Raw genomic sequence first — 25,956 nt, 5'->3', positions numbered from 1 at the left:
GGTGGCGCCTGCCCGGAGGGGCTCCCCGGGCCCGCTCGTACAAACCCGCTTGGGGAATCCGGTGGTGTCCGGTGACAATCCGCTTCATGGGACATGTGGAGGCCGGGCATCTGGAGTACTACCTGCCGGACGGGAGGGTCCTGCTGGGGGACGTCTCCTTCCGGGTGGGGGAAGGCGCATCGGTCGCGTTGGTGGGGGCCAACGGTGCGGGCAAGACGACGCTGCTGCGGCTGATCGCGGGGGAGCTGACGCCGCACGGCGGTGCGGTCACTGTCAGTGGCGGGCTCGGCGTGATGCCGCAGTTCGTCGGCTCGGTGCGGGACGAGCGCACGGTGCGTGACCTGCTGGTGTCGGTGGCCCAGCCACGGCTGCGCCGGGCGGCTGCCGCGGTGGACGAGGCCGAGCACGCGATCATGACGGTGGACGACGAGGCCGCGCAGATGCGGTACGCGCAGGCGCTCAGCGACTGGGCGGAGGCGCAGGGCTACGAGGCCGAGACGGCCTGGGACATCTGCACCATGGCGGCGCTGGGGATGCCGTACGAGAAGGCGCAGTGGCGGCTGGTGCGCACGCTCTCCGGTGGCGAGCAGAAGCGTCTGGTGCTGGAGTCGCTGCTGCGCGGCAACGACGAGGTGCTGCTGCTGGACGAGCCGGACAACTATCTGGACGTGCCGGGCAAGCGCTGGCTGGAGGAGCGGCTGCGCGAGACGAAGAAGACGGTGCTGTTCGTCAGCCACGACCGGGAGCTGCTGGCACGGGCCGCCGACAAGATCGTCAGCGTCGAGCCGGGGCCCGCGGGGTCGGACGTCTGGGTGCACGGCGGCGGCTTCGCCACGTACCACGAGGCGCGCAAGGAGCGGTTCGCGCGCTTCGAGGAGCTGCGGCGGCGCTGGGACGAGAAGCACGAGCAGCTCAAGAAGCTGGTGCGCAATCTGCGGCAGGCCGCGGAGAACAGCCACGAGCTGGCCTCGCGCTATCACGCGGCGCAGACCAGGCTGCGCAAGTTCGAGGAGCTGGGCCCGCCGCCGGAGCCGCCGCGTGAGCAGGACATCACGATGCGGCTGACGGGCGGCCGGACGGGTGTGCGCGCGATCACCTGCGAGGGCCTGGAGCTGACCGGCCTGATGCGCCCCTTCGACCTGGAGGTCTTCTACGGCGAGCGGGTCGCGGTGCTGGGGTCCAACGGCTCGGGCAAGTCGCACTTCCTGCGGCTGCTGGCCGGGGACGCGGAGAGTCCGGTCGCGCACACCGGCGCCTGGAAGCTGGGCGCGCGGGTGGTTCCCGGGCACTTCGCGCAGACGCACGCCCATCCGGAGCTGCAGGGCCGCACCCTGCTGGACATCCTGTGGACCGAGCACGCCAAGGACCGCGGCAAGGCGATGAGCGCGCTGCGCAGGTACGAGCTGGAGCGCCAGGCGGAGCAGCGCTTCGAGCGGCTCTCGGGCGGCCAGCAGGCCCGTTTCCAGATCCTGCTGCTGGCGCTTGCGGGCGCGACCGTGCTGCTGCTGGACGAGCCGACGGACAACCTCGACCTGGAGAGCGCGGAGGCGTTGCAGGAGGGTCTTGAGGCGTACGACGGGACGGTGCTCGCGGTGACGCACGACCGGTGGTTCGCGCGGTCCTTCGACCGGTATCTGGTCTTCGGGTCGGACGGCCTGGTGCGGGAGACGGCGGAGCCGGTGTGGGACGAGCGCCGGGTGGAGCGGGCGCGGTAGGGCGGGTCGGCGGAGCGCCGGTCCCGGCCCGGCGCTCCGGCGCGTTTTGACCCGGCTGGGTGCAGGCCGGTATTCTGCTGGTTCGTTATGCGTATTGGCTTGCTCTATCTCACGTGAGGGGCCCTTACGCCGGCCACCGGGCCGATGAACCAGCGGCGGACGATCGGGTTGCGTCACCCGTAGCGCTGCCAGTGCTGGTGCGATCGACCAGGTGTCCAGTACAGGACCCCGTCCTCCGGACCCTCGCGGGTACGGGGTGACCCCATCACTGAAGAAGCGAAGGCTACGACCGTGCGTACGTTCAGCCCCAAGCCCGGCGATGTCCAGCGCCAGTGGCACATCATTGACGCGCAGGACGTTGTCCTGGGCCGTCTGGCCACCCAGGCCGCGTCCCTCCTGAGGGGCAAGCACAAGCCGGTGTACGCGCCGCACGTTGACATGGGTGACTTCGTCATCATCGTCAACGCCGACAAGGTGCACCTGTCCGGTAACAAGCGGAGCCAGAAGATGGCCTACCGCCACTCGGGTTTCCCGGGTGGTCTGCGGTCCGTCCGCTACGACGAGCTGCTCGACAAGAACCCCGAGAAGGCCGTCGAGAAGGCCATCAAGGGCATGCTCCCCAAGAACACCCTCGGCCGTCAGATGCTCTCGAAGCTGAAGGTCTACGCGGGCGCCGAGCACCCGCACGCTGCGCAGCAGCCGGTCCCGTTCGAGATCACCCAGGTCGCGCAGTAAGTCCGGCCACCCCCTAAGACGAAAAGAATCTGAGGAGCATCGTGGCCGAGACCACTCCCGAGACCCCCGTCATCGAGAACGACGAGGCGGCCGTCGAGGAATACACCACCGAGACCGAGGTCGTGGAGGGCGAGTACACCTCCGAGTCCCTCGCCTCCCGCTTCGGCGACCCGCAGCCGGCTGCCGGCCTGGGCCGTCGCAAGAACGCCATCGCCCGCGTCCGGATCGTTCCGGGCACCGGCCAGTGGAAGATCAACGGTCGCACCCTTGAGGGTTACTTCCCCAACAAGGTGCACCAGCAGGAAGTCAACGAGCCCTTCAAGGTGCTCGAGCTGGACAACCGCTACGACGTGGTTGCCCGCATCTCCGGCGGCGGCATCTCCGGCCAGGCCGGTGCGCTGCGTCTGGGCGTCGCCCGTGCGCTGAACGAGGCGGACGTCGAGAACAACCGCGGCACGCTGAAGAAGGCCGGCTTCCTCAAGCGCGACGACCGTGCGGTCGAGCGCAAGAAGGCCGGTCTGAAGAAGGCTCGCAAGGCGCCGCAGTACAGCAAGCGCTAAGCGCGCTCGCTGCGACATGCAGCACTTGGCGAACGCCCCGGTGGCACTTTCCGTGCTGCCGGGGCGTTCGGCTATCCGGGGCCAGGGACGTATATCTGGACGCCGGGGGCGTATACCTGGATTCCACACGCTGGACCAAGCTCAGACACTCGGAGGACACCAGTGGGACGACTCTTCGGAACGGACGGGGTGCGCGGTGTCGCCAATGCGGATCTGACGGCGGAGCTGGCGCTCGGTCTGTCGGTCGCTGCGGCGCACGTACTCGCAGAGGCGGGCACTTTCGAGGGGCATCGGCCGGTGGCCGTGGTCGGGCGAGATCCGCGGGCGTCCGGTGAGTTCCTGGAGTCCGCCGTGGTGGCGGGCCTGGCCAGCGCGGGTGTGGACGTGCTGCGGGTGGGCGTGCTGCCGACCCCGGCGGTCGCGTATCTGACCGGGTCGCTCGGCGCGGACCTCGGTGTGATGCTCTCCGCCAGCCACAACCCGATGCCCGACAACGGCATCAAGTTCTTCGCCCGCGGCGGCCACAAGCTCGCCGACGAGCTGGAGGACCGCATCGAGCAGACCTACCGGGGCCACAGCGCGGGCGAGCCCTGGGAGCGTCCGACGGGAGCGGGTGTCGGCCGGGTCACCGTCTACGACGAGGGCTTCGACAACTACGTCGCCCATTTGGTGGGTGTCCTCCCCAACCGCCTTGACGGTCTGAAGATCGTCATCGACGGTGCGCACGGCGCGGCGGCGCGGGTCTCGCCCGAGGCGTTCGCGCGGGCCGGCGCGGACGTCGTCACCATCGGCACCGACCCGGACGGCCTGAACATCAACGACGGCTGCGGCTCCACCCATCTGGGTCTGCTGCGCGCCGCGGTCGTCGAGCACGGCGCCGACCTGGGTGTGGCGCACGACGGCGACGCGGACCGCTGTCTGGCCGTGGACCGGGCGGGCAACGAGATCGACGGCGACCAGATCCTGGCCGTTCTGGCGCTCGGCATGCGGGAGTCGGGTGCGCTGCGCAAGAACACCGTCGTCGCCACGGTCATGTCCAACCTGGGCTTCAAGCTGGCGATGGAGCGCGAGGGCATCGACTTCGTGGCGACCGCGGTCGGCGACCGGTACGTCCTGGAGGCGATGAAGGCGAACGGCTTCGCGCTGGGCGGCGAGCAGTCCGGGCACGTCATCGTGCTGGATCACGCCACCACCGGGGACGGCACGCTGACCGGTCTGATGCTGGCGGCCAGGGTCGCGGCGACCGGACGGCCGCTCGACGAGCTGGCCGGGGTCATGGAGCGGCTGCCGCAGGTGCTGATCAACGTCCCCGACGTCGACAAGTCCCGGGTCACCACCTCGCCCTCGCTGACCGCGGCGGTCGCCGAGGCGGAGCGTGAGCTGGGCGCGACCGGGCGGGTGCTGCTGCGGCCTTCCGGTACGGAGCCGCTGGTCCGGGTGATGGTCGAGGCCGCCGACATCGAGCAGGCCCGCGCGGTCGCCGAGCGGCTGGCGGACGCGGTGAAGTCGGCGCTGGGCTGACCGGACGCGAGGCGTGTGCCGAAGGGCCTTCCTTCCCCGGCCGGGGAAGGAAGGCCCTTTGCGCTGCCGCGAGTTGACTGCCTGTCAGGTCGCCGGGCCGTAGTTGGTGCAGGAGGGCTTGAAGCCGGGGTCGGCGGGGCCGAGCGCGTTCATGACGTTCTGGAGGGTGGGGCCGTCGAGGAAGAGGCCGACGTGGCCGACCTTGTCGTCGGGGCACTGGTCCTGGAGGAGGACGTTGGTCACGCCTTCGCCGTGCAGGAAGGCGTTGGTGTAGGGCGTGACGACCTTGTCGTGCCGGGTCTGGATGACGGTGTACCGGACACCCGGCACCGTGTCGCCGTCCTTCCACAGGGCGTTCTGGAAGTCCGATCCGGCTTCCTGCTGTTTGAGGGCGGTCAGCCCCGCGAGGTCGAGGAAGCTGTTGGCGAAGCCGAGGGCGTTCATCGAATTGCCGAGGTCGACCAGGCCGTCGAGGGTGGTGCCGTGGTTGCTCGGTGCGATGCCGACCAGGGCGTGGACCTTCCGGGCGCCGCCGAGACGCTTCAGGTACTGGTTCGGCATCATGCCGCCCTGGGAGTGGCCGACCAGGTCGACCTTCTCGGCGCCGGTGGCGGCGAGCACCTTGTCGACGAAGGTGCCGAGTGACGTGGCCGATGCGCCGATGTCCGTGAGCCCGCCGACCCGGCCCAACGACAGCTGGTTCATGCCGTAGTTGAGGGTGTAGACGCAGTAGCCCTCGTTGGCGAGCATCGGGGCGAGCGCGACCCAGTTGGCCCCGGAGTTGGCGAAGGTTCCGTGGGTGAGGACCACCGGCCGGGGGTGGCGCGCGGTGGGCTTGCACGTCCAGTTGTTGGCGCCGGCGACGGTGTCCGGGCTGGCGATGAAGTTGTGTACGGCGGTGCCGAGGTCGCCCACGGGGTACGGCGGCCCGTCAGCGGTGGCGGGCCGTGCCTGCGGGGCCGCGGGGGCGGGTGTGGCCTGGGCGGGTGCCGTGGCGGTGAGGGCGGCGGCGCCCAGGCACAGGGCGGTGCCGGCGGCGCAGAGCCATCGGCGCAGTGGCCGGCGGGGTGTGGGGGGACGTTTCATGGGGCCTCCAGGTGGGGGTGGGCAGGCCGGAACCTGACGCGTCGGGGAGCCCGACGGACTGCCAACGAGGGGACGCGCCGGAGGGCATGCCGGAGGGGGTGGGGGCAGGCCGGATGGCGGTAGGGGGTGCGAGGGGGCCGTGCGCGTGCGGTGCGGGCGGGCCGTCGGGCCCGCGTGGCTCACACGGTCGGGTGTGCGGGGCCCGGTGCGGTGGTCGCCGCCGGGTGCCGACGGCCCGTGGGATCGCCAACTGCCGGGCCGCCGAAGGGAGATGAACGCGCCATAAAACCTGCCTCGCCGTCGACGCGGTGCGATAAGGCTCGTGTTCCGACCGTGTTACCTGACGGTAAGGGCGGCCCGTACCGGTGACAAGACGCGTGCGTCAGGAGAATCACCGGGGGCGGGAGAGCCAACGGAGTGCCGTCAGGCGGCGCTGCGTTGGCGCTGCCTGCGCTGCTGCCGGGACCACAGCAGCTTCTGCGCGAGCAGTGTGACGACGCCGGCCAGCAGGATGCCGCCGAGGTTGAGCAGCAGCTGTTCGGTGGAGCCGCGGGCCTGGCCGAACCTGCCGTAGCTGAAGGCGACCGCGGCGTTGGCGGCGGCCGGGACGGTGGTCACCGAGATCGCCACGCCGACCAGCGCGCCGGACTTCGCCGAGGTCAGCGACAGCACCCCGGCGATACCTGCCAGCACGGCGACGACGAAGGAGAACCAGTCGGGCCGGTAGATGAAGGCGGTGTTCGGGCGCGCGGCGTCCAGCGCCCCGATGTCGAAGAGGTGCACCGCGTCCATGAAGAAGCTGAAGCCGATGGTCACCGCCATCGCCACCGCGAAGCCGACGAGCAGCGCCAGCAGGGAGCGCCAGGCCAGCCGCGGCGCCCGCCGGACCAGCGCGGTGCAGATCCCGGCCACCGGGCCGAACTCAGGGCCCACCGCCATCGCGCCGACGATGAGGATCGCGTTGTCCAGCACCACGCCGCAGGCCGCGATCATCGTGGCGAGGGTGAGGAAGGCGAGGTAGGTGACGGAGAGCGTGGACTCCTCGTGGGTGGCGTCGGTCAGCGACTCCCACAGCACCGCGTCGGCGCCCTCGCCCGGCGCCTCCCGCTCGGCACGGTCGGCGCGCGTGGACAGCGACAGGCCGATGTCCTCGACCGCGATCGAGCCGTCCTCGTCGATACGGAGGGCGCGCAGCTCCTCCAGCAGCGTGTCGGCGGCCTCCCTGGCCACGTCGCACAGCACCACATCGCCCCGCGGGTCGCGGGCGGCGCCGGGCAGCACGGCGAGATGGGCGGTGCCGACGGTCGCCTCCAGCAGCCGCAGGACGTCGTCGGTGCGGTCCGCTGGGACCATCAGGCGCAGGTGCAGCATGGGTTCTCCGGGGCCGGGCGGATCGGGCGGGCCGTTTCAGAGCTTGCGCAGCGAGAGCCGCTGCACCTTGTGGTCGGGGCCCTTGCGCAGCACGAGGTTGGCACGGCCGCGGGTGGGGGCGACATTCTGCTGGAGATTGGGCTTGTTGACGGTGCGCCAGATCATCCGGGCGTAGTCCAGGGCCTCGTCCTCGGAGACCTGGGTGTACTTGCGGAAGTACGAGAACGGGTTCTGGAAGGCGGTCTCGCGCAGCTTGCGGAACCGGCCGAGGTACCACTTCTCGATGTCCTCGGTCCGCGCGTCGACGTAGACGGAGAAGTCGAAGAAGTCGGCGAGCCCGAGGCGGGTGCGGCCGTCCTTGCCCGGCAGCGCGGGCTGGAGGACGTTGAGGCCCTCCACGATGAGGATGTCGGGGCGGTGCACGGTCAGCCGCTCGCCGGGCACGATGTCGTAGATCAGGTGCGAGTAGACGGGCGCGGTGACCTCGGACCTGCCGGACTTCACGTCGGCGACGAAGCGGGTCAGCGCCCTGCGGTCGTACGACTCGGGGAAGCCCTTACGGGACATCAGGCCGCGGCGGTGCAGCTCGGCGTTGGGGAAGAGGAACCCGTCGGTGGTGACCAGCTCGACGCGCGGGTGCTCGGGCCAGCGCGCCAGCAGCGCCTGGAGCAGCCGGGCGGTGGTCGACTTGCCGACCGCGACGCTGCCTGCCACCCCTATGACGAACGGGGTGCCCGGCTGCGCGCCGTGGCCGCCGCCGGCGTCGCCGAGGAAGGTGTTCAGCGCCCCGCGCAGATTGCTGGTGGCGCCGACGTAGAGGTTGAGGAGCCGGGAGAGCGGGAGATAGACGTCCCGTACCTCGTCCAGGTCGATCACATCGCCGAGGCCGCGCAACCGTTCGACCTCCTCGGCGGTCAAAGGCAGCGGGGTCTTCTCCCGCAGGGCGCTCCATTCCGTACGCGTCAGATCGACGTACGGGGAGCGCTCGGCGCGGCGTCGTTGCTGCGGATCGGTCGTCTCAGGCACGCGCCCATTGTGCGCAGCCGCGGCGGGCGGTTCACCTCGGGGTGGCACTGCGGGAGCGCGGCGCCGTTCGGAGGCGGGCGTACGTGCCGCACCAGGCGGGCGGAGCGGGGGAGGTGCCGGAAGGGTGTCTGTACCCGGCGGGTTTCCGCGGTTACGGTCAGTGGTGGATGAGGGTCGCGTGCGGCCCGAGGGAAGTACGGGGGTGGGCGTGCACACGCGCCTGTTCGGACGGCCGGGGTGGCGGTCCGTGAGGAAGGACCGGGGCCGAGGGGCCGCCGGGGGAGTGGGGGACGACATGGCGATGGACGGATTCGCGGCGCAGGTGCACGCCGAGCTGGCGGACGCCTACCCGGACATGGACCTGGCCGAGGACCTCGCCGAACTCGTCGAGAACGACGAGCGGGGCGGCGAGACGGACTCGGAGGAGGAGGCGGAGTTCCTGGACGCGGTGCAGGACGCGGTGGACCGGCTGGCCCGGGGCTGGTGAGGCGTACCCCGGGCCGGCGGCGCCCCGTTCCCCGCTGCGTCGCGGTCCGGGGGGCGCCGGGCGGGGGCGCGTAGGCTGCGGGCATGTGCGGAATCGTGGGTTATGTGGGCGGGCAGCCCGCTCTTGATGTCGTCCTCGCCGGGCTCAAGCGGCTGGAGTACCGCGGCTATGACTCGGCGGGTGTCGCCGTGCTGGCCGACGGGCAGCTCGCCGCGGCCAAGAAGGCGGGCAAACTCGCCAACCTGGAGAAGGAGTTGGCGAGCCGTCCGCTGCCGACGGGCACGACGGGCATCGGCCACACCCGGTGGGCGACGCACGGCGGTCCCACCGACGACAACGCCCATCCGCATCTGGACAACGCCGGGCGGGTGTCCGTCGTCCACAACGGCATCATCGAGAACTTCGCCGCGCTGCGCGCCGAACTGACCGGCCGCGGCCACGAGTTGACGTCCGAGACGGACACCGAAGCGGTCGCCCATCTGCTGGCCGAGGCGTACTCGTCCTGCGGCGACCTGCCCGAGGCGATGCGGCAGGTGTGCCGCCGCCTGGAGGGCGCGTTCACGCTGGTCGCGGTGCACGCGGACGCACCCGACCTGGTCGTCGGCGCGCGCCGCAACTCCCCGCTGGTGGTGGGCATCGGCGAGGACGAGGCGTTCCTGGCGTCGGACGTGGCGGCGTTCATCGCGCACACCCGCGAGGCCGTCGAGCTGGGCCAGGACCAGGTCGTGGAGCTGCGCAGGGACGGCGTGACGGTCACCGACTTCGACGGCGCGCCCGCGCAGGTGCGGGCGTACCACGTCGACTGGGACGCGTCGGCAGCCGAGAAGGACGGCTACGACTACTTCATGCTCAAGGAGATCGCCGAGCAGCCGAAGGCCGTCGCCGACACCCTGCTCGGCCGGATCGACGCCGCCGGTGTGCTCGCGCTCGACGAGGTGCGGATCCCGCCGGAGGTGCTGCGCGAGGTCGACAAGGTCGTCATCGTGGCCTGCGGTACGGCGTACCACGCGGGGATGATCGCCAAGTACGCGATCGAGCACTGGACGCGGATCCCCTGCGAGACCGAGCTGGCCAGCGAATTCCGCTACCGCGACCCGATCATGGACCCGCGGACCCTGGTCATCGCCATCAGCCAGTCCGGCGAGACGATGGACACCCTGATGGCGCTGCGGCACGCCCGTGAGCAGGGCGCCAAGGTCCTCGCCATCTGCAACACCAACGGATCCACGATTCCGCGCGAGTCGGACGCCGTCCTGTACACGCACGCCGGGCCCGAGGTGGCGGTGGCGTCGACGAAGGCGTTCCTGACGCAGCTGGTGGCCTGCTACCTGGTGGCGCTGTACCTGGGCCAGGTGCGCGGCACCAAGTGGGGCGACGAGATCCGGGCCGTGGTGCGCGAACTGGCCGAGATCGGCACCCAGGTCGAGCAGGTGCTGGGCACGATGGAGCCGGTGCGCGAACTGGCCCGCGGGCTCGCCGACAAGAACACCGTGCTCTTCCTGGGCCGGCACGTCGGCTACCCGGTCGCCCTGGAGGGCGCGCTCAAGCTCAAGGAACTCGCGTACATGCACGCGGAGGGCTTCGCGGCGGGCGAGCTGAAGCACGGGCCGATCGCGCTGATCGAGCAGGACGTGCCGGTCGTCGTCGTGGTCCCGTCGCCGCGCGGCCGTTCGGTGCTGCACGACAAGATCGTCTCCAACATCCAGGAGATCAGGGCCCGCGGGGCGCGCACCATCGTGATCGCCGAGGAGGGCGACGAGACGGTCGTGCCGTACGCCGACCACCTCGTGCGGATCCCGCAGACGCCGACGCTGCTCCAGCCGCTGGTGTCCGCCGTCCCGCTCCAGGTCTTCGCCTGCGAACTGGCCACCGCCCGGGGCAACGAGGTCGACCAGCCGCGCAACCTCGCCAAGTCGGTGACGGTGGAATGAGCGGCCTCACCCACCCCTCGACGGGACACGGAGCGGGCCGGTGATCATCGGAGTCGGCATCGACGTCGCCGAGATCGACCGGTTCGGCGCGGCACTGGAGCGCACGCCCGAGCTGGCACAGCGGCTCTTCATCGACGAGGAGCTGCTGCTGCCCAGCGGCGAACGCCGCGGCACCGCCTCGCTCGCCGCCCGCTTCGCCGCCAAGGAAGCCGTCGCCAAGGCACTCGGCGCCCCCGGCGGCCTCCACTGGACCGACGCCGAGGTGTACGTCGAGGACAGCGGCCAACCCCGGCTCCGCGTCCACGGCACGGTCGAGGCCCGCGCCACCGAACTCGGCGTCCGCTCCTGGCACATCTCACTCAGCCATGACGCGGGGGTTGCTTCGGCTGTGGTGGTTGCGGAGGGGTGAGGGACGGGCCGCGACGGCCTGCCGTGGCGCGGGGCCACGCCGCCCCCCCCCGATGTGACACTGACCCCATGAGGACTGCGTACAGCGTCGCGGACGTGCGGGCGGCGGAGCGGGAGTTGATGGCGCGGCTTCCTGAAGGGGCCTTGATGCGGCGGGCGGCGGCCGGGCTTGCCGTTGCCTGTGCGGAGTTGCTCGGGAAGGTGTACGGCGCCCGGGTGGTGCTGCTGGTGGGCAGTGGTGACAACGGTGGGGACGCGCTGTACGCGGGTGCCGGGCTGGCCCGTCGGGGGGCGGGGGTGACCGCCGTTCTGCTGTCGCCCGGCCGCGCGCATCCGGGGGGGCTGGCCGCGCTGCGGGCGGCCGGTGGCCGGGTCGCGGACGAGGCGCGGGCCGCTCTGGAGCGGGCCGATCTGGTGGTGGACGGCATCGTGGGGATCGGCGGTCGCGGCGGGCTGCGCCCGGAGGCCGACCGGCTGGTGCGGGCGGCTGCCGAGACGGCGACGGTGCTGGCGGTCGATCTGCCGAGCGGGGTGGACGCGGACACCGGTGAGGTGCCGGGCGACGCGGTGCGCGCCGACGCGACGGTGACGTTCGGGGCGTACAAGCCGGGGCTGCTGATCGACCCGGCGCGGGAGCGGGCCGGGGCGCTGCGGCTGGTGGACATCGGGCTCCGCCTGCCGGGGGAGCCGGTGGCCGAGGCGTTGCAGCACGCGGATGTCGCGGAGCTGCTGCCGCGGCCCGCGGCGGAGAGCGACAAGTACCGGCGCGGCGTGGTCGGTGTGGTGGCCGGTTCCGCGCGGTATCCGGGTGCCGCGGTGCTGGCGGTGGCGGGTGCGCTGCGCGGCGGCGCGGGGGCCGTGCGGTACGTCGGTCCGGCGGCCGACGCGGTGCTCGCGCACTTCCCTGAGACGCTGGTGCACGCGGGCCCGCCGCACCGGGCGGGCCGGGTGCAGTCGTGGGTGATCGGGCCCGGCATCGGCGAGGAGGCCGAGGCCCTGGACGACGTCCTGGCGGCGGACGTGCCGGTACTGGTGGACGCCGACGGGCTGCGCTTCCTGACGCCGGAGCGGGTGCGCGCCAGGACGGCCGGCACCCTGCTGACCCCGCACGCCGGTGAGGCCGCCGCGTTGCTCGGCAGGGACCGCGCGGAGATCGAGGCGGGCCGGCTGCGCGCGGTGCGCGAACTGGCGGCGGGATACGGGGCGACGGTGCTGCTCAAGGGCTCGACGACGCTGGTCGCCGACGCCACCGGGCCGGTGCGGGTCAATCCGACGGGGACCGGGTGGCTGGCGACGGCCGGGAGCGGCGACGTGCTGTCCGGGCTGTCCGGATCGCTGCTGGCCGCCGGTCTTCCGGCCCGGGACGCGGCGTCCGCCGGCGCCTATCTGCACGGTCTGGCGGCCCGGCGGGCGGCCGGAGTGCGGGGTGCCCCGGTCACGGCCTCCCAGGTGGCCGACCACTTGGGCGTGGCCTGGCGCGACGTGCAGGAGTGACCGCGACGTGCAGGAGTGACGGGGAAGGGCTGGACAAGAAAGGGCCGGTACGGCGGGTGTGGCGTACCGGCCGGGCACGTCTGTTGGCCGTGTGAAGGGCGGGGTGGATGCGGCGCGCGTGGCTGGGTTCACCGCCCGTACCCGGGGTCTGCGGGGCATCGCCTGAGACACTGAGGGGGATGAACGAGACAGCAATGCGGGCCAGCGCCGCCATCGACCTCGCCGCCGTGCGGTCGAATGTGCGCGCGCTGCGGGGCCGCGCACCCGGGGCAGAGCTGATGGCCGTGGTCAAGGCCGACGGTTACGGACACGGCGCGGTGCCCTGTGCGCGCGCCGCCCGCGCGGCCGGCGCGAGCTGGCTGGGCACCGCGCTGCCCGAGGAGGCGTTCGCGCTGCGCGCTGCGGGCGACACCGGGCGGCTGCTGTGCTGGCTGTGGACACCGGGCGGCCCGTGGCGCACGGCCGTCGAGCAGGACATCGACGTCTCCGTCAGCGCGCTGTGGGCGCTGCGCGAGGTGACGGTGGCGGCCCGGGACGCGGGCCGCAGAGCCCGGGTGCAGCTCAAGGCCGACACCGGCCTGGGCCGCAACGGCTGCCAGCCGGACGACTGGCCGGAGCTGACCGCAGCCGCCCGCGACGCGGAGAGCGCCGGGCTGATCTCCGTGACCGGCGTCTGGTCCCACTTCGCCTGCGCGGACGAGCCGGGCCACCCGTCCATCGCCGCCCAACTCACCGCCTTCCACGCGGCGTTGGCGGTCGCCGAAGCCGCCGGGCTGCGCCCCGAGGTCCGGCACATCGCCAACACCCCCGCGCTGCTCACCCTCCCCGAGGCGCACTTCGACCTGGTGCGTACCGGCATCGGCGTCTACGGCATCTCGCCGGCCCCCGAGATCGGCACCGCGCGGGATCTCGGGCTGCGGCCCGCGATGACGCTGGAGGCGTCCCTGGCGTCGGTCAAGCGCGTCCCGCAAGGCCACGGCGTCTCGTACGGCCACCACTACACGACGTCGGGTGAGACCACCCTCGCGCTGGTGCCGCTCGGCTACGCCGACGGCATCCCGCGGCACGCGTCGGGCAGCGGCCCGGTGCTGGTCGCCGGGGCCTGGCGGCGGGTCGCCGGACGGATCGCCATGGACCAGTTCGTGGTCGATCTGGGCGAGGACACCGCCCTGCCGGGGGACCGCGCGGTGCTGTTCGGCCCTGGGGACGGCGGCGAGCCGACCGCGGAGGACTGGGCGCAGGCGACCGGAACCATCGGCTACGAAATCGTCACGCGGATCGGAAACCGGGTGCCGCGCGTCCATCGGGACAGTGCGCCGGAGGCCGGTGTACCCGCGGCGGCCGGCAGCCGGGACATGGGGGGCACGGGATGAGCGAGGGCACCGACGCGGCGGCGCAGGCGATCGAGGCGGCATCCGAGACCGCGGGCAACTGGGCGAAGGCCGGGCGGCACGCGGGCATCGCGGGCGCGGCGATCGGCGTGGTCGCCGCGGGCGCGGCGGCCGGTGTGGCGATCGAGCGGATGACGGTGGGCCGGGGGATGCGCCGCCGGGCCCGGCTGGCGCTGGACTCCGCGGGCCCGTACGGCACCCTGCGCGGCACTCCCGGCACGGCGTACGCCGAGGACGGCACCGAGCTGGCCTACGAGGTCGACGAGGTGGACGACGCACCGGCGGCGAAGCCGGGCCGGGGCGCGAAGGGCAAGGGCGCGGCGGGCAAGGACGGCGCCGCCGGTCGTGGGCCCGGCGCCGCCGCCGCGGCGCAGACGGCGGCGCAGGCCGCGCTCCGCAAGCGGCTCGGCGCGGCACTGCGGCGCCGCTCGCCCGCCCCCACGGTCGTTTTCAGCCATGGTTACTGCCTGAGCCAGGACTCCTGGCACTTCCAGCGGGCCGCGCTGCGCGGCGCCGTCCGCACCGTGCACTGGGACCAGCGCAGCCACGGCCGCTCGGCCCGCGGCAGGGCGCAGGCCGACGGCAGCGAGCCGGTCACCATCGACCTGCTGGGCCGCGACCTCAAGGCGGTCCTGGACGCGACGGTGCCCGAGGGGCCGATCGTGCTGGTCGGGCACTCCATGGGCGGGATGACGGTGATGGCGCTGGCCGACCAGTTCCCGGAGTTCGTGGCCGAGCGGGTGGTCGCGGTGGCCCTGATCGGTACGTCGGCGGGCAAGCTCAGCGAGGTCGCCTTCGGGCTGCCGTCGCTCGGCGTCAAGGCGTTCCACCGGCTCGCACCGGGTCTTCTGAAGGTGCTGGGCGCGCAGAGCGACATGGTCGAGCGGGGGCGGCGGGCCACCGCCGACCTGTTCGCCGGGATCGTCAAGCGCTACTCGTTCGGGACGCCGCAGGACGTCGACCCGGGGGTCGCGCGCTTCGCCGAGCGGCTGATCGAGGCGACCCCGATCGACGTGGTCGCCGAGTTCTTCCCGGCCTTCGCGACGCACGACAAGGCCGCCTCGCTGGTGGCGTACGACACCGTGCCCGCGCTGGTGCTCGCCGGTGAGCAGGACCTGATCACCCCCGCCGACCACAGCGAGGCCATCGCCGAGCTGCTGCCCGCCGCCGAGCTGGTACGGGTGTCGGGCGCCGGGCACCTGGTGATGCTGGAGCGGCCCGAGCTGGTCACCGAACAGCTGGTGTCCCTCGTCGAACGGGCGGCGGCGGCCCCACGGCGTTCCCGCTCGGCGCGGGCCTGACACCCGAGGCCGTCCGTCCGGGGTGACGACCTGGGGAGTAAACCCCGCACCCCGCCCTGCCCGTACCATTTCCGGCATGAGCACCACCGCCATCCAGACCCACGTCACCGTCAAGTCCCCCGACCAGATGCAGGAGTTGGGCCGCAGGCTGGCCGCCCTGCTGCGCCCCGGCGACCTGGTGCTGCTCACCGGAGAGCTGGGCGCGGGCAAGACGACGCTGACCCGCGGCCTGGGCGAGGGCCTGGGCGTACGCGGCGCCGTCACCTCGCCGACCTTCGTCATCGCCCGTGTGCACCCCCCGCTGTCCGGCGGCCCCGCGCTGGTGCACGTCGACGCCTACCGCCTCGGCGGCGGTCTCGACGAGATGGAGGACCTGGACCTCGATGTGTCGCTGCCGGATTCGGTGGTGGTCGTGGAGTGGGGCGACGGCAAGGTCGAGGAGCTGTCCGACGACCGGCTGCACGTCGTGATCGAGCGCGCGGTCGGTACGGACGCCCCCGACCCCCTGGACACGGCCCTGGGGAGCGACGTGGACGACGTGCGCGAGGTGACCGTCACCGGCATCGGCGCGCGCTGGGCGGACGCCGGTGTGCCGGAGCTGACCGCGGGCTGACCGGCCCTACCTCCGCTTTTCCTCTGGTTTGCCAGGCCCCGAGTGCCCGGGGCCCGGTCCCGTGCACCCGTAGTTTCCGACAAGCCGTCGGTAACATGTTGCGCGTGCGGCACCGGGCGTGGTGACATGGTGGCAGAGGAAGTTAGGTCTGCCTAACTTCGGACCTCGTTCTGTCGCTTGCCCCAGGAGCCCGGGAGGCGTCCATGTCTGCCCACCAGCCCTCACCCACGCCTGACGGGCGCGGGGGCACCCCCCTCGCGGCGGCCAGGCGCGATGAGCGCGACGCACGTGAACAGCCGCCCACCATGCACCAGCTGCTCGCCGCCTGCGCCGCGGCCAGCGCCGTATCCACACCGCCCGAAGCCCCGGACGAGGCACGCGCCGCCGGAGCGGCCCGTGCGGCGAAGGGGGAGGACGGCGCCGCGGACCCCGCGTCCACCGAGCGCCGCGACGCGGCGTAACCCGAAAGGGGCGTACGCGGGGGAGGGGCGGCCCGGTGGCGGGAAAGCGACCTGGCGACCCCGGTGACGCCGCCGCGCGCGTCAGGCGACGACGACGACCTTCGTGCCGGTCAGCCCGAACTTCCACAGCGCGGCACCGTCGTCGCGCGCCTCCCGGATCCCGCCGGTCTTCTGCGAGGCACCCGGGTCAGGCGTCGAGCCGTCGACGGCCGCACTGAAGCCGATCACCACGCCGTTGACGCTGGTGAACAGCACCACGTGCTCGATCGCGATGCCGTCCGAGCCCGTGACGCTCACCGAACGCGAGGTGACGGCGTACGTCCCCATCGGCGGGCTGACGCTGCTCGGCGCGACCTTGTACGTGCGGGTGGCCTTGCCGTCCGCGCCGACCAGCCAGACCCGCTTGTCGCCGAGCGAGTAGACGACCCGGCGGCCCTTGCCCGACGCCGCGGGGACGGCGGCAGGTGCCGGATGCGTTTCCTTCTTGCCGTGCCCGTCCTGCCCTGAGGGCTTCTTGGCGGCGGAGTGCCCGCCGTCCTTGCGGGCCTGCGTCAGGTCGTCAGGCGCGGACGCCGACGCCTGGTAGCCGAGTACGCCGACCGCGACCAGGGCCGCCGCGGTGAGAGCGGTGACGATCGTGCTGCTCTTAGCGGGCACCGCTGTGCCACCTTTCCGTACACTCCCCGACGGCGGGGAAGCCCCGATTCCGGCGGCCCGAACGCCGCTGCTACGGGCCGACCGTAGCACCGGAACGGGCACCGCCCGCCGCGCCGTAGTCTTGAGGGCGTGCTGCTGCTAGCTCTTGACACCGCCACCCCCGCCGTCACCGTCGCGCTGCACGACGGATCCCGGGTCATCGCCGAGTCCCGCCAGGTGGACGCCCGACGCCACGGCGAGCTGCTGCTGCCCGCCGTCGACCGGGTACTGGCCGAGGCCGGCACGAAGCTCGACGCGGTCACCGGCCTCGTGGTCGGCGTCGGCCCCGGCCCCTACACCGGCCTGCGGGTCGGCCTGGTCACCGCCGCGACCTTCGGCGCCGCGCTGGACATCCCCGTGCACGGCCTGTGCTCGCTGGACGGCCTCGCCTACGCCGCCGGCCTCGACGAGCCCTTCGTGGTGGCGACCGACGCCCGCCGCAAGGAGGTCTACTGGGCCCGCTACGCCGACGCCAGAACCCGGCTGACCGAACCCGCAGTGGACCGCCCGGCCGACCTCGCCGAGCAGATGGCCGGCGTCCCGGCCGTCGGCGCCGGCGCGCTGCTCTACGACACGGTGTTCACCGGCGTACGGCGCGAGGGGCCCGAGCACCAGTCCGCCGCCGCGCTCGCCGCGCTGGCGGCCGAGAAGCTGGCGGCGGGCGCGGAGTTCCTGCCGGACCGGCCGCTCTACCTGCGCCGCCCCGACGCCCAGGTGCCGGCCAACTACAAGGTGGTCACCCCCCAGTGACCCGCACCGCCTCCGGAGCGCCGGCCGGCGCACCCGCAGCGAACGCCCCGGTGCTGCGCGAGATGCGCTGGTGGGACCTGGACGCGGTGCTCGCGCTGGAACACGAGCTGTTCCCCGAGGACGCCTGGTCGGCCGGGATGTTCTGGTCCGAGCTGGCACGCGCGCGCGGCGCCGGAGCCAACCGCCGCTACCTGGTCGCCGAGGCCGGCGGCCGGCTGGTCGGCTACGGCGGTCTCGCCGCCGTGGACGGCACCGGCGACATCCAGACCATCGCCACCGCACGCGACCAGTGGGGCAGCGGACTCGGCGCCCGGCTGCTGACCGCGCTGCTGTCGGCCGCCACCGCCTTCGAGTGCCACGAGGTGCTGCTGGAGGTCCGCGTCGACAACGTCCGCGCGCAGCGCCTCTACGAACGCTTCGGCTTCGCGCCGATCGGCTTCCGGCGCGGCTACTACCAGCCGGGCAACATCGACGCCCTGGTCATGCGCAGGACCGCGACCGACCCGGACACCGAGGACCCCGAAACCGGCCCCGGCGCCGCGTCCGCCCCCGACACCCCCCCGTCACAAGGAAACTGAACGATCATGGCTGACTCACGCGGCGGACCGCTGGTCCTCGGCATCGAGACCTCCTGCGACGAGACCGGTGTCGGCATCGTCCGCGGGCACACCCTGCTCGCCGACGCCGTCGCCTCCAGCGTCGACGAGCACGCCCGCTTCGGCGGCGTGGTGCCCGAAGTCGCCTCCCGCGCCCACCTGGAGGCGATGGTCCCCACCATCCAGCGCGCCCTGAAGGACGCCGGGGTCACCGCGAGCGACCTCGACGGCATCGCGGTCACCGCGGGCCCGGGGCTGGCCGGCGCGCTGCTGGTCGGCGTCTCGGCGGCCAAGGCGTACGCCTACGCGCTCGGCAAGCCGCTCTACGGCGTCAACCACCTCGCCTCGCACATCTGCGTCGACCAGCTGGAGCACGGCGCGCTGCCGGAGCCGACGATGGCGCTGCTGGTCAGCGGCGGCCACTCGTCCCTCCTGCTGGCGCCCGACATCACCGCCGACGTCAGGCCGCTGGGCGCGACCATCGATGACGCGGCGGGCGAGGCGTTCGACAAGGTGGCGCGGGTGCTGAACCTCGGCTTCCCGGGCGGCCCGGTCATCGACCGCTACGCACGCGAGGGCGACCCCGAGGCGATCCGCTTCCCGCGCGGGCTGACCGGACCCCGCGACCCGCTCTACGACTTCTCCTTCTCCGGCCTCAAGACGGCGGTCGCCCGCTGGATCGAGGCCAAGCGGGCGGCCGGCGAGCAGGTCCCGGTCGCGGACGTCTCGGCGTCCTTCCAGGAAGCCGTGGTGGACGTACTGACCCGCAAGGCCGTACGCGCCTGCAAGGACAACGGCGTCGACCACCTGATGATCGGCGGCGGGGTCGCGGCCAACTCCCGGCTGCGGGCGATGGCCGCGCGCCGCTGCGAGGACGCGGGCATCACCCTGCGGGTGCCGCGGCCGAAGCTGTGCACCGACAACGGCGCGATGGTCGCCGCCCTGGGCGCCGAGATGGTGGCCCGCAACCGCGCGGCATCGGACTGGGACCTGTCCGCCGACTCGTCCCTCCCGGTGACCGAACCGCACGTCCCCGGCGAGGACGGCCCGCACACCCACGGTCACTCCCACGACCACGATCACGTCCACGAGATCAGCAAGGACAACCTCTACTCCTGACGGACCGCCGGCAGCGGGGACGTCATACCCTGGCAACGGCAGCACAGGGGCGGGGAGCGGGAGGGGACGAACTGTGGACTGGTTCTGGTGGGTGTTCATCTTCTTCATGGCGGGCGGCTTCGCGAAGGTCGCCGACGCCGCCCGTACGGCGCTGCGCACCCGCCACGAGCGCAAGATGGAGCGCCTGGAGACGGTGCGTCAGGAGCGCCAGGAACTGGCCGCAGCCCAGGAGCCGCCCAAGCCGGTGTGCGGCTGCACCCACCACCTCGCCAAGCACGACAAGCAGGGCAAGTGCCACGAGGTGGTGGAGGTGCCGATCGCCTGGGACGCCGACCGCAAGCCGGTCAGGTACGAAGCGGGCCAGTGCACCTGCCAGCAGTACGTCGGCCCGCAGCCGCTCGCCCGGATCTACGCCGAGGACCTCACCGACCTCACGTGACCGCGTCCCCGGCCGGCCGGCCGAGCAGCATCGACGGTGCCCCGGCGACCCGGGTCAGGAAGATCGTGGCGGAGTTGCCGCCGCCGGGCAGCTTCAGCTTCTTGCGCAGCTCCTCCGGCTCGACCGCGGAGCCCCGCTTCTTGATCACCGCGATGCCCACGCCGCGCTCCCGCAGCAGCGCCCTGAGCCGCTTGACGTGGAACGGCAGGACGTCGGTGATCTCGTAGGCGGTCGCGTACGAGGTCGGGCGCAGCGCGTCGGCGGTGACGTACGCGATGGTCGGGTCGATCAGCCGGCCGTCGACCTGCCGGGCGACGTCCGCGACGAGGTGGGCGCGGATCACGGCGCCGTCCGGCTCGTACAGGTAGCGGCCCACGGGTCCTGGCTCCGGGTCGGGCAGACCGGCGCCGAGCAGCGAGTGGCCGGCCGGCAGCAGCGTGGCGCGGCGGGCGCCCGGCTCCGTGCCGAACCACACCACCGCCTCCTTCACGTCGCCCCCGTCGGAGATCCACTCCGTCTCGGCGTCATCGGGCAGCGCGTCGTGCGGCACCCCCGGCGCGATCTTCAGCGCGGCGAACGGGGCGGTACGGGCCGCCGCGACGGCCCAGGACAGCGGCGGCGAGTACGCCTCGGGGTCGAAGATCCGGCCGCCCCGCACCTTTTGACGCCGCGCCGGGTCGACGAACACCGCGTCGTACCCGGCGGTTTCCACCTCCGTGACGTCCGCGCAGCGCACCTCGATCAGCTCGGCGAGGCCCAGCGCGTCGGCGTTGGCGCGGGCCGCCGCGCAGGCCAGCGGGTCGCGGTCGACGGCCAGCACGCGGATCCCGGCCCGCGCCAGTGCGATGGCGTCGCCGCCGATCCCGGAGCACAGGTCGGCCAGTGTGCGCACGCCCAGCGCGGCGAGGCGGGCGGCGCGGTGGGCGGCGACGGTGGCGCGGGTGGACTGCTCGACGCCGTTCTGCGTGAAGTACATCCGGCTCGCGTCCGCCCCGAACTTGGCGGCGGCGCGCTGCCGCAGCCGGGCCTGCCCCAGGGCGGCGGACACCAGGTCCGCGGGGTGGTCGCGGCGCAGCCGGGTCGCGGTGGCCAGTTCGTCGGCCGGGTCGTGGTCGTGCAGTGCGGCCAGCAGCGCCTGTCCCTCGGGGGTGAGCAGCGCGGAGAAGGAGTCGAGGTCGGTCACCCGCCCATCATCGCGTGCCGGTGCGGGGGCCGGTGTCACGGCCCGGTGGGGGTGCCGTCCCGGCTCCGGGGGCGGTGGGCCGGTCGGTGGACCTTGCCGCGTGGCGGGCGGCGTGGCGGCGGGCGGCGCTGCCAGTATCCGGCGTTATGCATCTTGTCAGATTTTTCCAGCACAAAAGCGGGCACAGACCCGCCCGGAGCGGGACGGCATCCCGCGGGGCGCGCGGCCTGGCGGCGCTGAGCGTCCTCGGACTGCTGGCCGCCGGCTGCGGCACGGAGCGCTCCGGTGACCAGCAGGACAACGAACCCGCCGCACGCCGGGCCGCCCTGGCCCCGGAGGCCCGCGCGCTGCTGACCCAAGCGCGGCACGCGGAGCGGGCACAGGCCCGCAAGGTGGCGGCGGCCAAACGCTGGGGGCTGGACGCGGTGCCGCTGGAGCCCCCCGAACCGCCGGCCGTCAAACCGGAGCTGACCACCGAGCCGTGGTTCTCACAGGGCGGCGGCAAGGAACTGCCGCAGGCCGTCTCCCGGGTGCCCACCGACCAGAAGGTCGTCTTCCTCACCCTCGACGACGGCTACGAGAAGGATCCGGACTTCCTCCGGATGATGGACGAGCTGAAGGTCCCCTACAGCGCGTTCCTCAGCGACTACCTCGCCAAGGACGGGGCCGGCTACGCCTACTTCCGCACGGCGCAGCAGCTGGGCAACGGCGTGCACAACCACACGCTGCACCACCGCTACCTGCCCGGCCTGAGCGCCGATGACCAGCGCACCGAGATCTGCGGCCAGCAGGACAACCTCACCCGCGAACTCGGCCACACGCCCCGGCTGTTCCGCCCGCCGTACGGCGACTTCACGCTCGACACCCTCAAGGCCGCGGCCTCCTGCGGCGTGCAGGCGTTCCCGCTGTGGGCCACGGAGGCGTTCCCCGACCACTTCGACTACAGCGGCGACGACCGGAAACTCCACCCGGGCGACATCATCCTGAGCCACTTCCGGGGCCGCGAGGACTGGTCGGCGACCATGCCCGACCTGGTCCGCGAGGTGCTGAACACGGCGACCCGGCAGGGGTACGCGGTGGCGCGTCTTGAGGACTACATGTAGCCCCGGCGCGGGGGCGGCCGGCGCGGGCCGCCCCCAGGCCGTTACTCGTCGCCCGGCGGACCCGCCGCGCGCCGCCCCCTGCCGCGGCGCCGTGAGCCCCGGGCGAAGGCGCCCACCGGTTCGCGGCGCTTCTGCGCGCTGTCGCTGATCCGGATCAGCAGCGCCACCATCACCCAGTTCGCGACCAGCGACGAGCCGCCCTTGGCGAGGAACGGCAGGGCCTTGCCGGTGAGCGGGATCAGCCCGGTGACGCCGCCGCAGACGACGAAGACCTGGAGCAGCAGCGCGCCGGAGAGGCCGACGGCGAGCAGTTTGCCGAAGGGGTCGCGGGCGGTCAGACCCACCCGCATCCCGCGCTGGGCGAGCAGCGTGTAGAGCAGCAGGACGACCATCACCCCGGCCAGGCCCAGTTCCTCGCCGACGGTGGTGAGGATGAAGTCGCTGTTGCCCGCGAAGCCGATCAGCTCCGGGTGCCCCTGGCCCAGGCCGCTGCCGCCGATGCCGCCGCTGCCGAAGCTGAACAGCGCCTGCGCCGACTGGTCGGAGATCAGCCCCGGCGGTCGCTTGCCCTCGGGGAGGAAGATGTCCATGGGGTGCAGCCAGGCCATCACACGGCCCTTGACGTGCGGTTCGGCCGAGCCGACGACGGCGGCGCCGACGACGGCCATCAGCAGGCCGCACACCACCCAGCCGGTCCGCTGGGTGGCCATGTACAGCATGATCACGAAGACGCCGAAGAAGATCAGCGAGGTGCCCAGGTCCCGTTCGAAGACCAGCACCAGCAGGCTGACGACCCAGATCGTGAAGATCGGCCCGAGCTGCCTGCCGGGCGGCAGCTGGACACCCATCACCCGGCGTCCGGTCAGGGCGAGCGCGTCGCGGTTGACCGTCAGATAGCCCGCGAAGAACACCGCGATCATCAGCTTCACGAACTCGCCCGGCTGGAGCGACAGCGGCCCGAGCAGGATCCAGCGCTTGGCGCCGAACTGGTCGGCGCCGAAGAAGGCCGGCGCCATCAGCAGCACGAGTCCGACGGCCATCGTCAGGTAGACGTAGCGCTGGAGGAAGCGGTGATCGCGCAGCACTATCAGGATGCCGACGCAGACCGCCGTCCCTATCAGGGTCCACACCAGCTGGCCGCTGCCCGCCGGCTGCATGTGCAGCGAGGGCCTGGCCTCGTAGGTGAGGTCGAGACGGTGCAGCAGGACCAGGCCGAGGCCGGTCAGCAGGGTGGCCAGCGGCAGGATCAGCGGGTCGGCGCGGGCCGCGAAGCGCCGTACGACCAGGTGCGGCACCAGGGCGACGCCGATCATGGCGGCGGCGAAGCCGGCCAGCCCGTCGGGCAGTTCCCCCTTGATCGACAGACCGGCGTACGCATAGCCGAAGACGGTGATCGCCACGGCGAACGCGAGCAGCCCGGCCTCCGTCCTGCGGCGGTCGGGTGCCTGGGCGAGCGCGGCGAAGGTCATGGTGCGCTCGGCCTCGTTCTCCTCTCCGCCCGTCGCCCGGGGCACACTCGTGGGTTCTCGCACCTGTTTCCTCCGCCATGGTTCGTCGGAGCCGCGGTCCCCGGACGGGACGGGCCTGGCTGTCGGCTCGGCAGTCGAAGAGGTAGACGAGACGGACCTGGGCAGGGTTGCGGTGTCCGGTCCAGGTGTGTCCGGTTCGGCACCGGAACCGCCTGGTGGGCGGCGACCCGCGCAAAGGCTCGACTGGCACTCCGCTTGACCGAGTGCTAACTGCGTCATAGTGTCGGCGTTGGCACTCTCCGCAGGGGAGTGCTAAACACGGCGATGGGCTGGTCCGGCACCCGCGACGACGGATCCTCCTGGTCGCCACCTCAGACAGTTAACCCCGTGAGATCTCCGAAGGGGGAGGTCGGATCGTGACGACCGCCAGCACCAAGGTTGCCATCAAGCCGCTCGAGGACCGCATTGTGGTCCAGCCGCTCGACGCCGAGCAGACCACGGCCTCTGGCCTGGTCATTCCGGACACTGCCAAGGAGAAGCCCCAGGAGGGCGTCGTCCTGGCCGTCGGTCCGGGCCGCTTCGAGGACGGCAACCGTCTTCCGCTCGACGTTTCCGTCGGCGACGTCGTGCTCTACAGCAAGTACGGCGGCACCGAGGTGAAGTACAACAACGAGGACTACCTCGTCCTCTCGGCTCGCGACGTTCTCGCGATCGTCGAGAAGTAAGTCACCCAGCATTGCTGTGATCTGCGCCCCTGGTTCCCGTGTCTAAACAACCGGGGCAGGGGCGCAGTTCGTTGAGAGTACGACTAAGGACACGTAACTCATGGCGAAGATTCTGAAGTTCGACGAGGACGCCCGTCGCGCCCTCGAGCGCGGCGTCAACAAGCTTGCCGACACGGTGAAGGTGACGATCGGCCCCAAGGGCCGCAACGTCGTCATCGACAAGAAGTTCGGCGCGCCGACCATCACCAACGACGGCGTCACCATCGCCCGTGAGGTGGAGGTCGACGACCCCTACGAGAACCTGGGCGCCCAGCTCGTGAAGGAGGTGGCGACCAAGACCAACGACATCGCGGGTGACGGCACCACCACCGCCACCGTGCTGGCCCAGGCGCTGGTCCGCGAGGGCCTGCGCAACGTCGCCGCTGGCGCCTCCCCCGCCGCGCTGAAGAAGGGCATCGACGCCGCGGTCAAGGCCGTGTCCGACGACCTTCTCGCGACCGCAAGCCCGATCGAGGACAAGGCCGACATCGCGGCCGTCGCCGGTCTGTCCGCCCAGGACAAGCAGGTCGGCGAGCTGATCGCCGAGGCGATGGACAAGGTCGGCAAGGACGGTGTCATCACCGTCGAGGAGTCCAACACCTTCGGTCTGGAGCTGGACTTCACCGAGGGCATGGCCTTCGACAAGGGTTACCTCTCGCCCTACATGGTCACCGACCAGGAGCGTATGGAGGCCGTCCTTGAGGACCCGTACATCCTGATCCACCAGGGCAAGATCGGCTCGATCCAGGACCTGCTGCCGCTGCTGGAGAAGGTCATCCAGGCCGGCTCGTCCAAGCCGCTGCTGATCATCGCCGAGGACGTCGAGGGCGAGGCGCTCTCCACCCTCGTCGTCAACAAGATCCGCGGCACCTTCAACGCCGTGGCCGTCAAGGCCCCGGGCTTCGGCGACCGCCGCAAGGCGATGCTCGGCGACATGGCCACCCTCACCGGTGCCACCGTCATCGCCGAAGAGGTCGGCCTCAAGCTCGACCAGGCCGGTCTCGACGTGCTGGGCACCGCCCGTCGCGTGACCGTCACCAAGGACGACACCACCATCGTCGACGGTGGCGGCAACTCCGACGACGTCGCGGGCCGCGTCAACCAGATCAAGGCCGAGATCGAGTCCACCGACTCGGACTGGGACCGCGAGAAGCTCCAGGAGCGCCTCGCCAAGCTCGCCGGTGGCGTCTGCGTCATCCGCGTGGGTGCGGCCACCGAGGTCGAGCTCAAGGAGAAGAAGCACCGTCTGGAGGACGCCATCTCCGCGACCCGCGCCGCGGTCGAGGAGGGCATCGTCTCCGGTGGTGGCTCCGCCCTGGTGCACGCCGCCAAGGTGCTGGACGACTCCCTCGGCAAGGAGGGCGACGAGGCCACCGGTGTCGCCGTCGTCCGTCGCGCCGTCGTCGAGCCGCTGCGCTGGATCGCGGAGAACGCGGGCCTCGAGGGCTACGTCATCACCGCGAAGGTCGCCGAGCAGGACAAGGGCCAGGGCTTCAACGCCGCCACCGGCGAGTACGGCGACCTGGTCAAGGCCGGCGTCATCGACCCGGTGAAGGTCACCCGCTCCGCGCTGGAGAACGCCGCTTCGATCGCTTCGCTGCTGCTCACGACCGAGACCCTGGTCGTCGAGAAGCCCGCGGAGGAAGAGGCCGAGGCCGGTCACAGCCACGGCCACGGTCACTCCCACTAGTCGGCAGCGCCGATCCGGTAGTGCCTGACCGAGGCCCGGTCCCCTTC

25 protein-coding genes are annotated in these 25,956 nt (G+C 72.4%); 19 read left to right on the top strand and 6 right to left on the bottom strand.

Annotated features, from left to right (window positions below; translation table 11 throughout):
- The first annotated feature begins 86 nt into the window (after positions 1 to 86).
- From ACIBK8_RS11455 to glmM, 4 genes are all read left to right on the top strand, one after another.
- Positions 87 to 1,715: an ABC-F family ATP-binding cassette domain-containing protein gene (locus ACIBK8_RS11455; RefSeq protein WP_399041518.1), complete on the top strand. Its 1,629-nt coding sequence runs from the start codon at positions 87 to 89 to the stop codon at positions 1,713 to 1,715.
- 291 nt (positions 1,716 to 2,006) lie between these two features.
- Entirely contained in the window at positions 2,007 to 2,450 is a 444-nt protein-coding gene (gene rplM / locus ACIBK8_RS11450) for a 50S ribosomal protein L13 (RefSeq protein ID WP_227046502.1), read from the top strand.
- Between the two features lie 41 nt (positions 2,451 to 2,491).
- A complete protein-coding gene (gene rpsI, locus ACIBK8_RS11445; RefSeq protein ID WP_227046503.1) occupies positions 2,492 to 3,010 on the top strand; it encodes a 30S ribosomal protein S9 in 519 nt (172 codons plus the stop codon).
- 162 nt (positions 3,011 to 3,172) lie between these two features.
- Positions 3,173 to 4,531 carry a phosphoglucosamine mutase gene (gene glmM, locus ACIBK8_RS11440; RefSeq protein ID WP_399041517.1) on the top strand — a complete coding sequence of 453 codons (1,359 nt, stop codon included), beginning with the start codon at positions 3,173 to 3,175 and terminating at the stop codon, positions 4,529 to 4,531.
- Positions 4,532 to 4,615: 84 nt separating this feature from the next.
- Here the strand turns inward: glmM and ACIBK8_RS11435 are convergent, their stop codons facing one another.
- From ACIBK8_RS11435 to coaA, 3 genes are all read right to left on the bottom strand, one after another.
- On the bottom strand, positions 4,616 to 5,617 hold the full coding sequence (locus ACIBK8_RS11435; protein ID WP_399041516.1) for an esterase/lipase family protein: 1,002 nt from the start codon (positions 5,615 to 5,617) through the stop codon (positions 4,616 to 4,618).
- Between the two features lie 423 nt (positions 5,618 to 6,040).
- On the bottom strand, positions 6,041 to 6,988 hold the full coding sequence (locus tag ACIBK8_RS11430; protein ID WP_399041515.1) for a DUF389 domain-containing protein: 948 nt from the start codon (positions 6,986 to 6,988) through the stop codon (positions 6,041 to 6,043).
- 36 nt (positions 6,989 to 7,024) lie between these two features.
- Positions 7,025 to 8,014, bottom strand: coding sequence for a type I pantothenate kinase (coaA, locus tag ACIBK8_RS11425; RefSeq protein ID WP_399041513.1), 990 nt, complete (start codon positions 8,012 to 8,014; stop codon positions 7,025 to 7,027).
- 295 nt (positions 8,015 to 8,309) lie between these two features.
- Here coaA and ACIBK8_RS11420 point away from each other — a divergent pair, with 295 nt between their 5' ends.
- The 8 genes from ACIBK8_RS11420 to ACIBK8_RS11385 all read left to right on the top strand — a co-directional run bounded on the left by ACIBK8_RS11420 (position 8,310) and on the right by ACIBK8_RS11385 (position 16,100).
- Positions 8,310 to 8,501, top strand: coding sequence for a hypothetical protein (locus ACIBK8_RS11420; protein ID WP_393683581.1), 192 nt, complete (start codon positions 8,310 to 8,312; stop codon positions 8,499 to 8,501).
- An 83-nt stretch (positions 8,502 to 8,584) separates the two neighbouring features.
- A complete protein-coding gene (gene glmS, locus ACIBK8_RS11415) occupies positions 8,585 to 10,432 on the top strand; it encodes a glutamine--fructose-6-phosphate transaminase (isomerizing) (RefSeq protein WP_399041512.1) in 1,848 nt (615 codons plus the stop codon).
- Between the two features lie 40 nt (positions 10,433 to 10,472).
- Positions 10,473 to 10,841, top strand: coding sequence for a holo-ACP synthase (locus tag ACIBK8_RS11410; RefSeq protein ID WP_399041511.1), 369 nt, complete (start codon positions 10,473 to 10,475; stop codon positions 10,839 to 10,841).
- Positions 10,842 to 10,909: 68 nt separating this feature from the next.
- A complete protein-coding gene (locus tag ACIBK8_RS11405) occupies positions 10,910 to 12,334 on the top strand; it encodes an NAD(P)H-hydrate dehydratase (protein WP_399041510.1) in 1,425 nt (474 codons plus the stop codon).
- 179 nt (positions 12,335 to 12,513) lie between these two features.
- A complete protein-coding gene (gene alr, locus ACIBK8_RS11400) occupies positions 12,514 to 13,707 on the top strand; it encodes an alanine racemase (protein WP_399041509.1) in 1,194 nt (397 codons plus the stop codon).
- Positions 13,704 to 15,026 carry an alpha/beta fold hydrolase gene (locus ACIBK8_RS11395; RefSeq protein ID WP_399041508.1) on the top strand — a complete coding sequence of 441 codons (1,323 nt, stop codon included), beginning with the start codon at positions 13,704 to 13,706 and terminating at the stop codon, positions 15,024 to 15,026. Before alr ends, ACIBK8_RS11395 begins: the two co-directional genes overlap by 4 nt.
- Positions 15,027 to 15,102: 76 nt before the next feature.
- Positions 15,103 to 15,639, top strand: a complete 537-nt coding sequence (gene tsaE, locus ACIBK8_RS11390) for a tRNA (adenosine(37)-N6)-threonylcarbamoyltransferase complex ATPase subunit type 1 TsaE (protein WP_399041507.1) — start codon at positions 15,103 to 15,105, stop codon at positions 15,637 to 15,639.
- Between the two features lie 203 nt (positions 15,640 to 15,842).
- Complete coding sequence (locus ACIBK8_RS11385) at positions 15,843 to 16,100, top strand: hypothetical protein (RefSeq protein WP_399041506.1); 258 nt, start codon at positions 15,843 to 15,845, stop codon at positions 16,098 to 16,100.
- Between the two features lie 81 nt (positions 16,101 to 16,181).
- On the opposite strand, the gene ACIBK8_RS11380 is transcribed toward ACIBK8_RS11385, so the two are convergent.
- Complete coding sequence (locus tag ACIBK8_RS11380; protein WP_399041504.1) at positions 16,182 to 16,757, bottom strand: hypothetical protein; 576 nt, start codon at positions 16,755 to 16,757, stop codon at positions 16,182 to 16,184.
- 129 nt (positions 16,758 to 16,886) lie between these two features.
- Here ACIBK8_RS11380 and tsaB point away from each other — a divergent pair, with 129 nt between their 5' ends.
- From tsaB to ACIBK8_RS11360, 4 genes are all read left to right on the top strand, one after another.
- Positions 16,887 to 17,546, top strand: a complete 660-nt coding sequence (gene tsaB, locus ACIBK8_RS11375; protein ID WP_399041503.1) for a tRNA (adenosine(37)-N6)-threonylcarbamoyltransferase complex dimerization subunit type 1 TsaB — start codon at positions 16,887 to 16,889, stop codon at positions 17,544 to 17,546.
- 62 nt (positions 17,547 to 17,608) lie between these two features.
- A complete protein-coding gene (gene rimI, locus ACIBK8_RS11370; RefSeq protein WP_399041666.1) occupies positions 17,609 to 18,124 on the top strand; it encodes a ribosomal protein S18-alanine N-acetyltransferase in 516 nt (171 codons plus the stop codon).
- Between the two features lie 6 nt (positions 18,125 to 18,130).
- Entirely contained in the window at positions 18,131 to 19,261 is a 1,131-nt protein-coding gene (tsaD, locus tag ACIBK8_RS11365; protein WP_399041502.1) for a tRNA (adenosine(37)-N6)-threonylcarbamoyltransferase complex transferase subunit TsaD, read from the top strand.
- A 73-nt stretch (positions 19,262 to 19,334) separates the two neighbouring features.
- Positions 19,335 to 19,700 (top strand): hypothetical protein, encoded by a 366-nt coding sequence (locus tag ACIBK8_RS11360; RefSeq protein ID WP_399041501.1) that lies wholly within the window; start codon positions 19,335 to 19,337, stop codon positions 19,698 to 19,700.
- Here the strand turns inward: ACIBK8_RS11360 and ACIBK8_RS11355 are convergent.
- Entirely contained in the window at positions 19,693 to 20,883 is a 1,191-nt protein-coding gene (locus tag ACIBK8_RS11355; protein ID WP_399041500.1) for an SAM-dependent methyltransferase, read from the bottom strand. The two genes, ACIBK8_RS11360 and ACIBK8_RS11355, sit on opposite strands and share 8 nt — an antisense overlap.
- A 146-nt stretch (positions 20,884 to 21,029) precedes the next feature.
- On the opposite strand from ACIBK8_RS11355, the gene ACIBK8_RS11350 reads away from it, so the two are divergent.
- The gene (locus ACIBK8_RS11350; protein ID WP_399041499.1) at positions 21,030 to 21,986 is read left to right on the top strand and encodes a polysaccharide deacetylase family protein; all 957 of its coding nucleotides are present in this window, start codon (positions 21,030 to 21,032) and stop codon (positions 21,984 to 21,986) included.
- A gap of 41 nt (positions 21,987 to 22,027) precedes the next feature.
- On the opposite strand, the gene ACIBK8_RS11345 is transcribed toward ACIBK8_RS11350, so the two are convergent.
- The gene (locus ACIBK8_RS11345) at positions 22,028 to 23,455 is read right to left on the bottom strand and encodes an FtsW/RodA/SpoVE family cell cycle protein (protein ID WP_399041665.1); all 1,428 of its coding nucleotides are present in this window, start codon (positions 23,453 to 23,455) and stop codon (positions 22,028 to 22,030) included.
- Positions 23,456 to 23,871: 416 nt separating this feature from the next.
- Here ACIBK8_RS11345 and groES point away from each other — a divergent pair, with 416 nt between their 5' ends.
- Positions 23,872 to 24,180 carry a co-chaperone GroES gene (gene groES / locus ACIBK8_RS11340; protein WP_227050159.1) on the top strand — a complete coding sequence of 103 codons (309 nt, stop codon included), beginning with the start codon at positions 23,872 to 23,874 and terminating at the stop codon, positions 24,178 to 24,180.
- 100 nt (positions 24,181 to 24,280) lie between these two features.
- Positions 24,281 to 25,909 (top strand): chaperonin GroEL, encoded by a 1,629-nt coding sequence (gene groL, locus ACIBK8_RS11335; RefSeq protein WP_393683559.1) that lies wholly within the window; start codon positions 24,281 to 24,283, stop codon positions 25,907 to 25,909.
- Positions 25,910 to 25,956: the final 47 nt, after the last annotated feature.

Source organism: Streptomyces sp. NPDC050161, from assembly GCF_044460025.1.
Classification (GTDB): domain Bacteria; phylum Actinomycetota; class Actinomycetes; order Streptomycetales; family Streptomycetaceae; genus Streptomyces.
Note: the sequence above shows the minus strand (reverse complement) of the source record. Positions and strands in the feature narration are given on the sequence as shown.

Excerpts from the sequence above, each read along its gene's own strand:
- ACIBK8_RS11455 (WP_399041518.1), top strand. The coding sequence starts at position 87 with ATGGGACATGTGGAGGCCGGGCATCTGGAGTACTACCTGCCGGACGGG.
- ACIBK8_RS11435 (WP_399041516.1), bottom strand. The coding sequence starts at position 5,617 with ATGAAACGTCCCCCCACACCCCGCCGGCCACTGCGCCGATGGCTCTGC.
- ACIBK8_RS11430 (WP_399041515.1), bottom strand. The coding sequence starts at position 6,988 with ATGCTGCACCTGCGCCTGATGGTCCCAGCGGACCGCACCGACGACGTC.
- ACIBK8_RS11420 (WP_393683581.1), top strand. The coding sequence starts at position 8,310 with ATGGCGATGGACGGATTCGCGGCGCAGGTGCACGCCGAGCTGGCGGAC.
- glmS (WP_399041512.1), top strand. The coding sequence starts at position 8,585 with ATGTGCGGAATCGTGGGTTATGTGGGCGGGCAGCCCGCTCTTGATGTC.
- ACIBK8_RS11405 (WP_399041510.1), top strand. The coding sequence starts at position 10,910 with ATGAGGACTGCGTACAGCGTCGCGGACGTGCGGGCGGCGGAGCGGGAG.
- alr (WP_399041509.1), top strand. The coding sequence starts at position 12,514 with ATGAACGAGACAGCAATGCGGGCCAGCGCCGCCATCGACCTCGCCGCC.
- ACIBK8_RS11395 (WP_399041508.1), top strand. The coding sequence starts at position 13,704 with ATGAGCGAGGGCACCGACGCGGCGGCGCAGGCGATCGAGGCGGCATCC.
- tsaE (WP_399041507.1), top strand. The coding sequence starts at position 15,103 with ATGAGCACCACCGCCATCCAGACCCACGTCACCGTCAAGTCCCCCGAC.
- ACIBK8_RS11385 (WP_399041506.1), top strand. The coding sequence starts at position 15,843 with ATGTCTGCCCACCAGCCCTCACCCACGCCTGACGGGCGCGGGGGCACC.
- rimI (WP_399041666.1), top strand. The coding sequence starts at position 17,609 with ATGCGCTGGTGGGACCTGGACGCGGTGCTCGCGCTGGAACACGAGCTG.
- tsaD (WP_399041502.1), top strand. The coding sequence starts at position 18,131 with ATGGCTGACTCACGCGGCGGACCGCTGGTCCTCGGCATCGAGACCTCC.
- ACIBK8_RS11350 (WP_399041499.1), top strand. The coding sequence starts at position 21,030 with ATGCATCTTGTCAGATTTTTCCAGCACAAAAGCGGGCACAGACCCGCC.
- ACIBK8_RS11345 (WP_399041665.1), bottom strand. The coding sequence starts at position 23,455 with ATGACCTTCGCCGCGCTCGCCCAGGCACCCGACCGCCGCAGGACGGAG.
- groL (WP_393683559.1), top strand. The coding sequence starts at position 24,281 with ATGGCGAAGATTCTGAAGTTCGACGAGGACGCCCGTCGCGCCCTCGAG.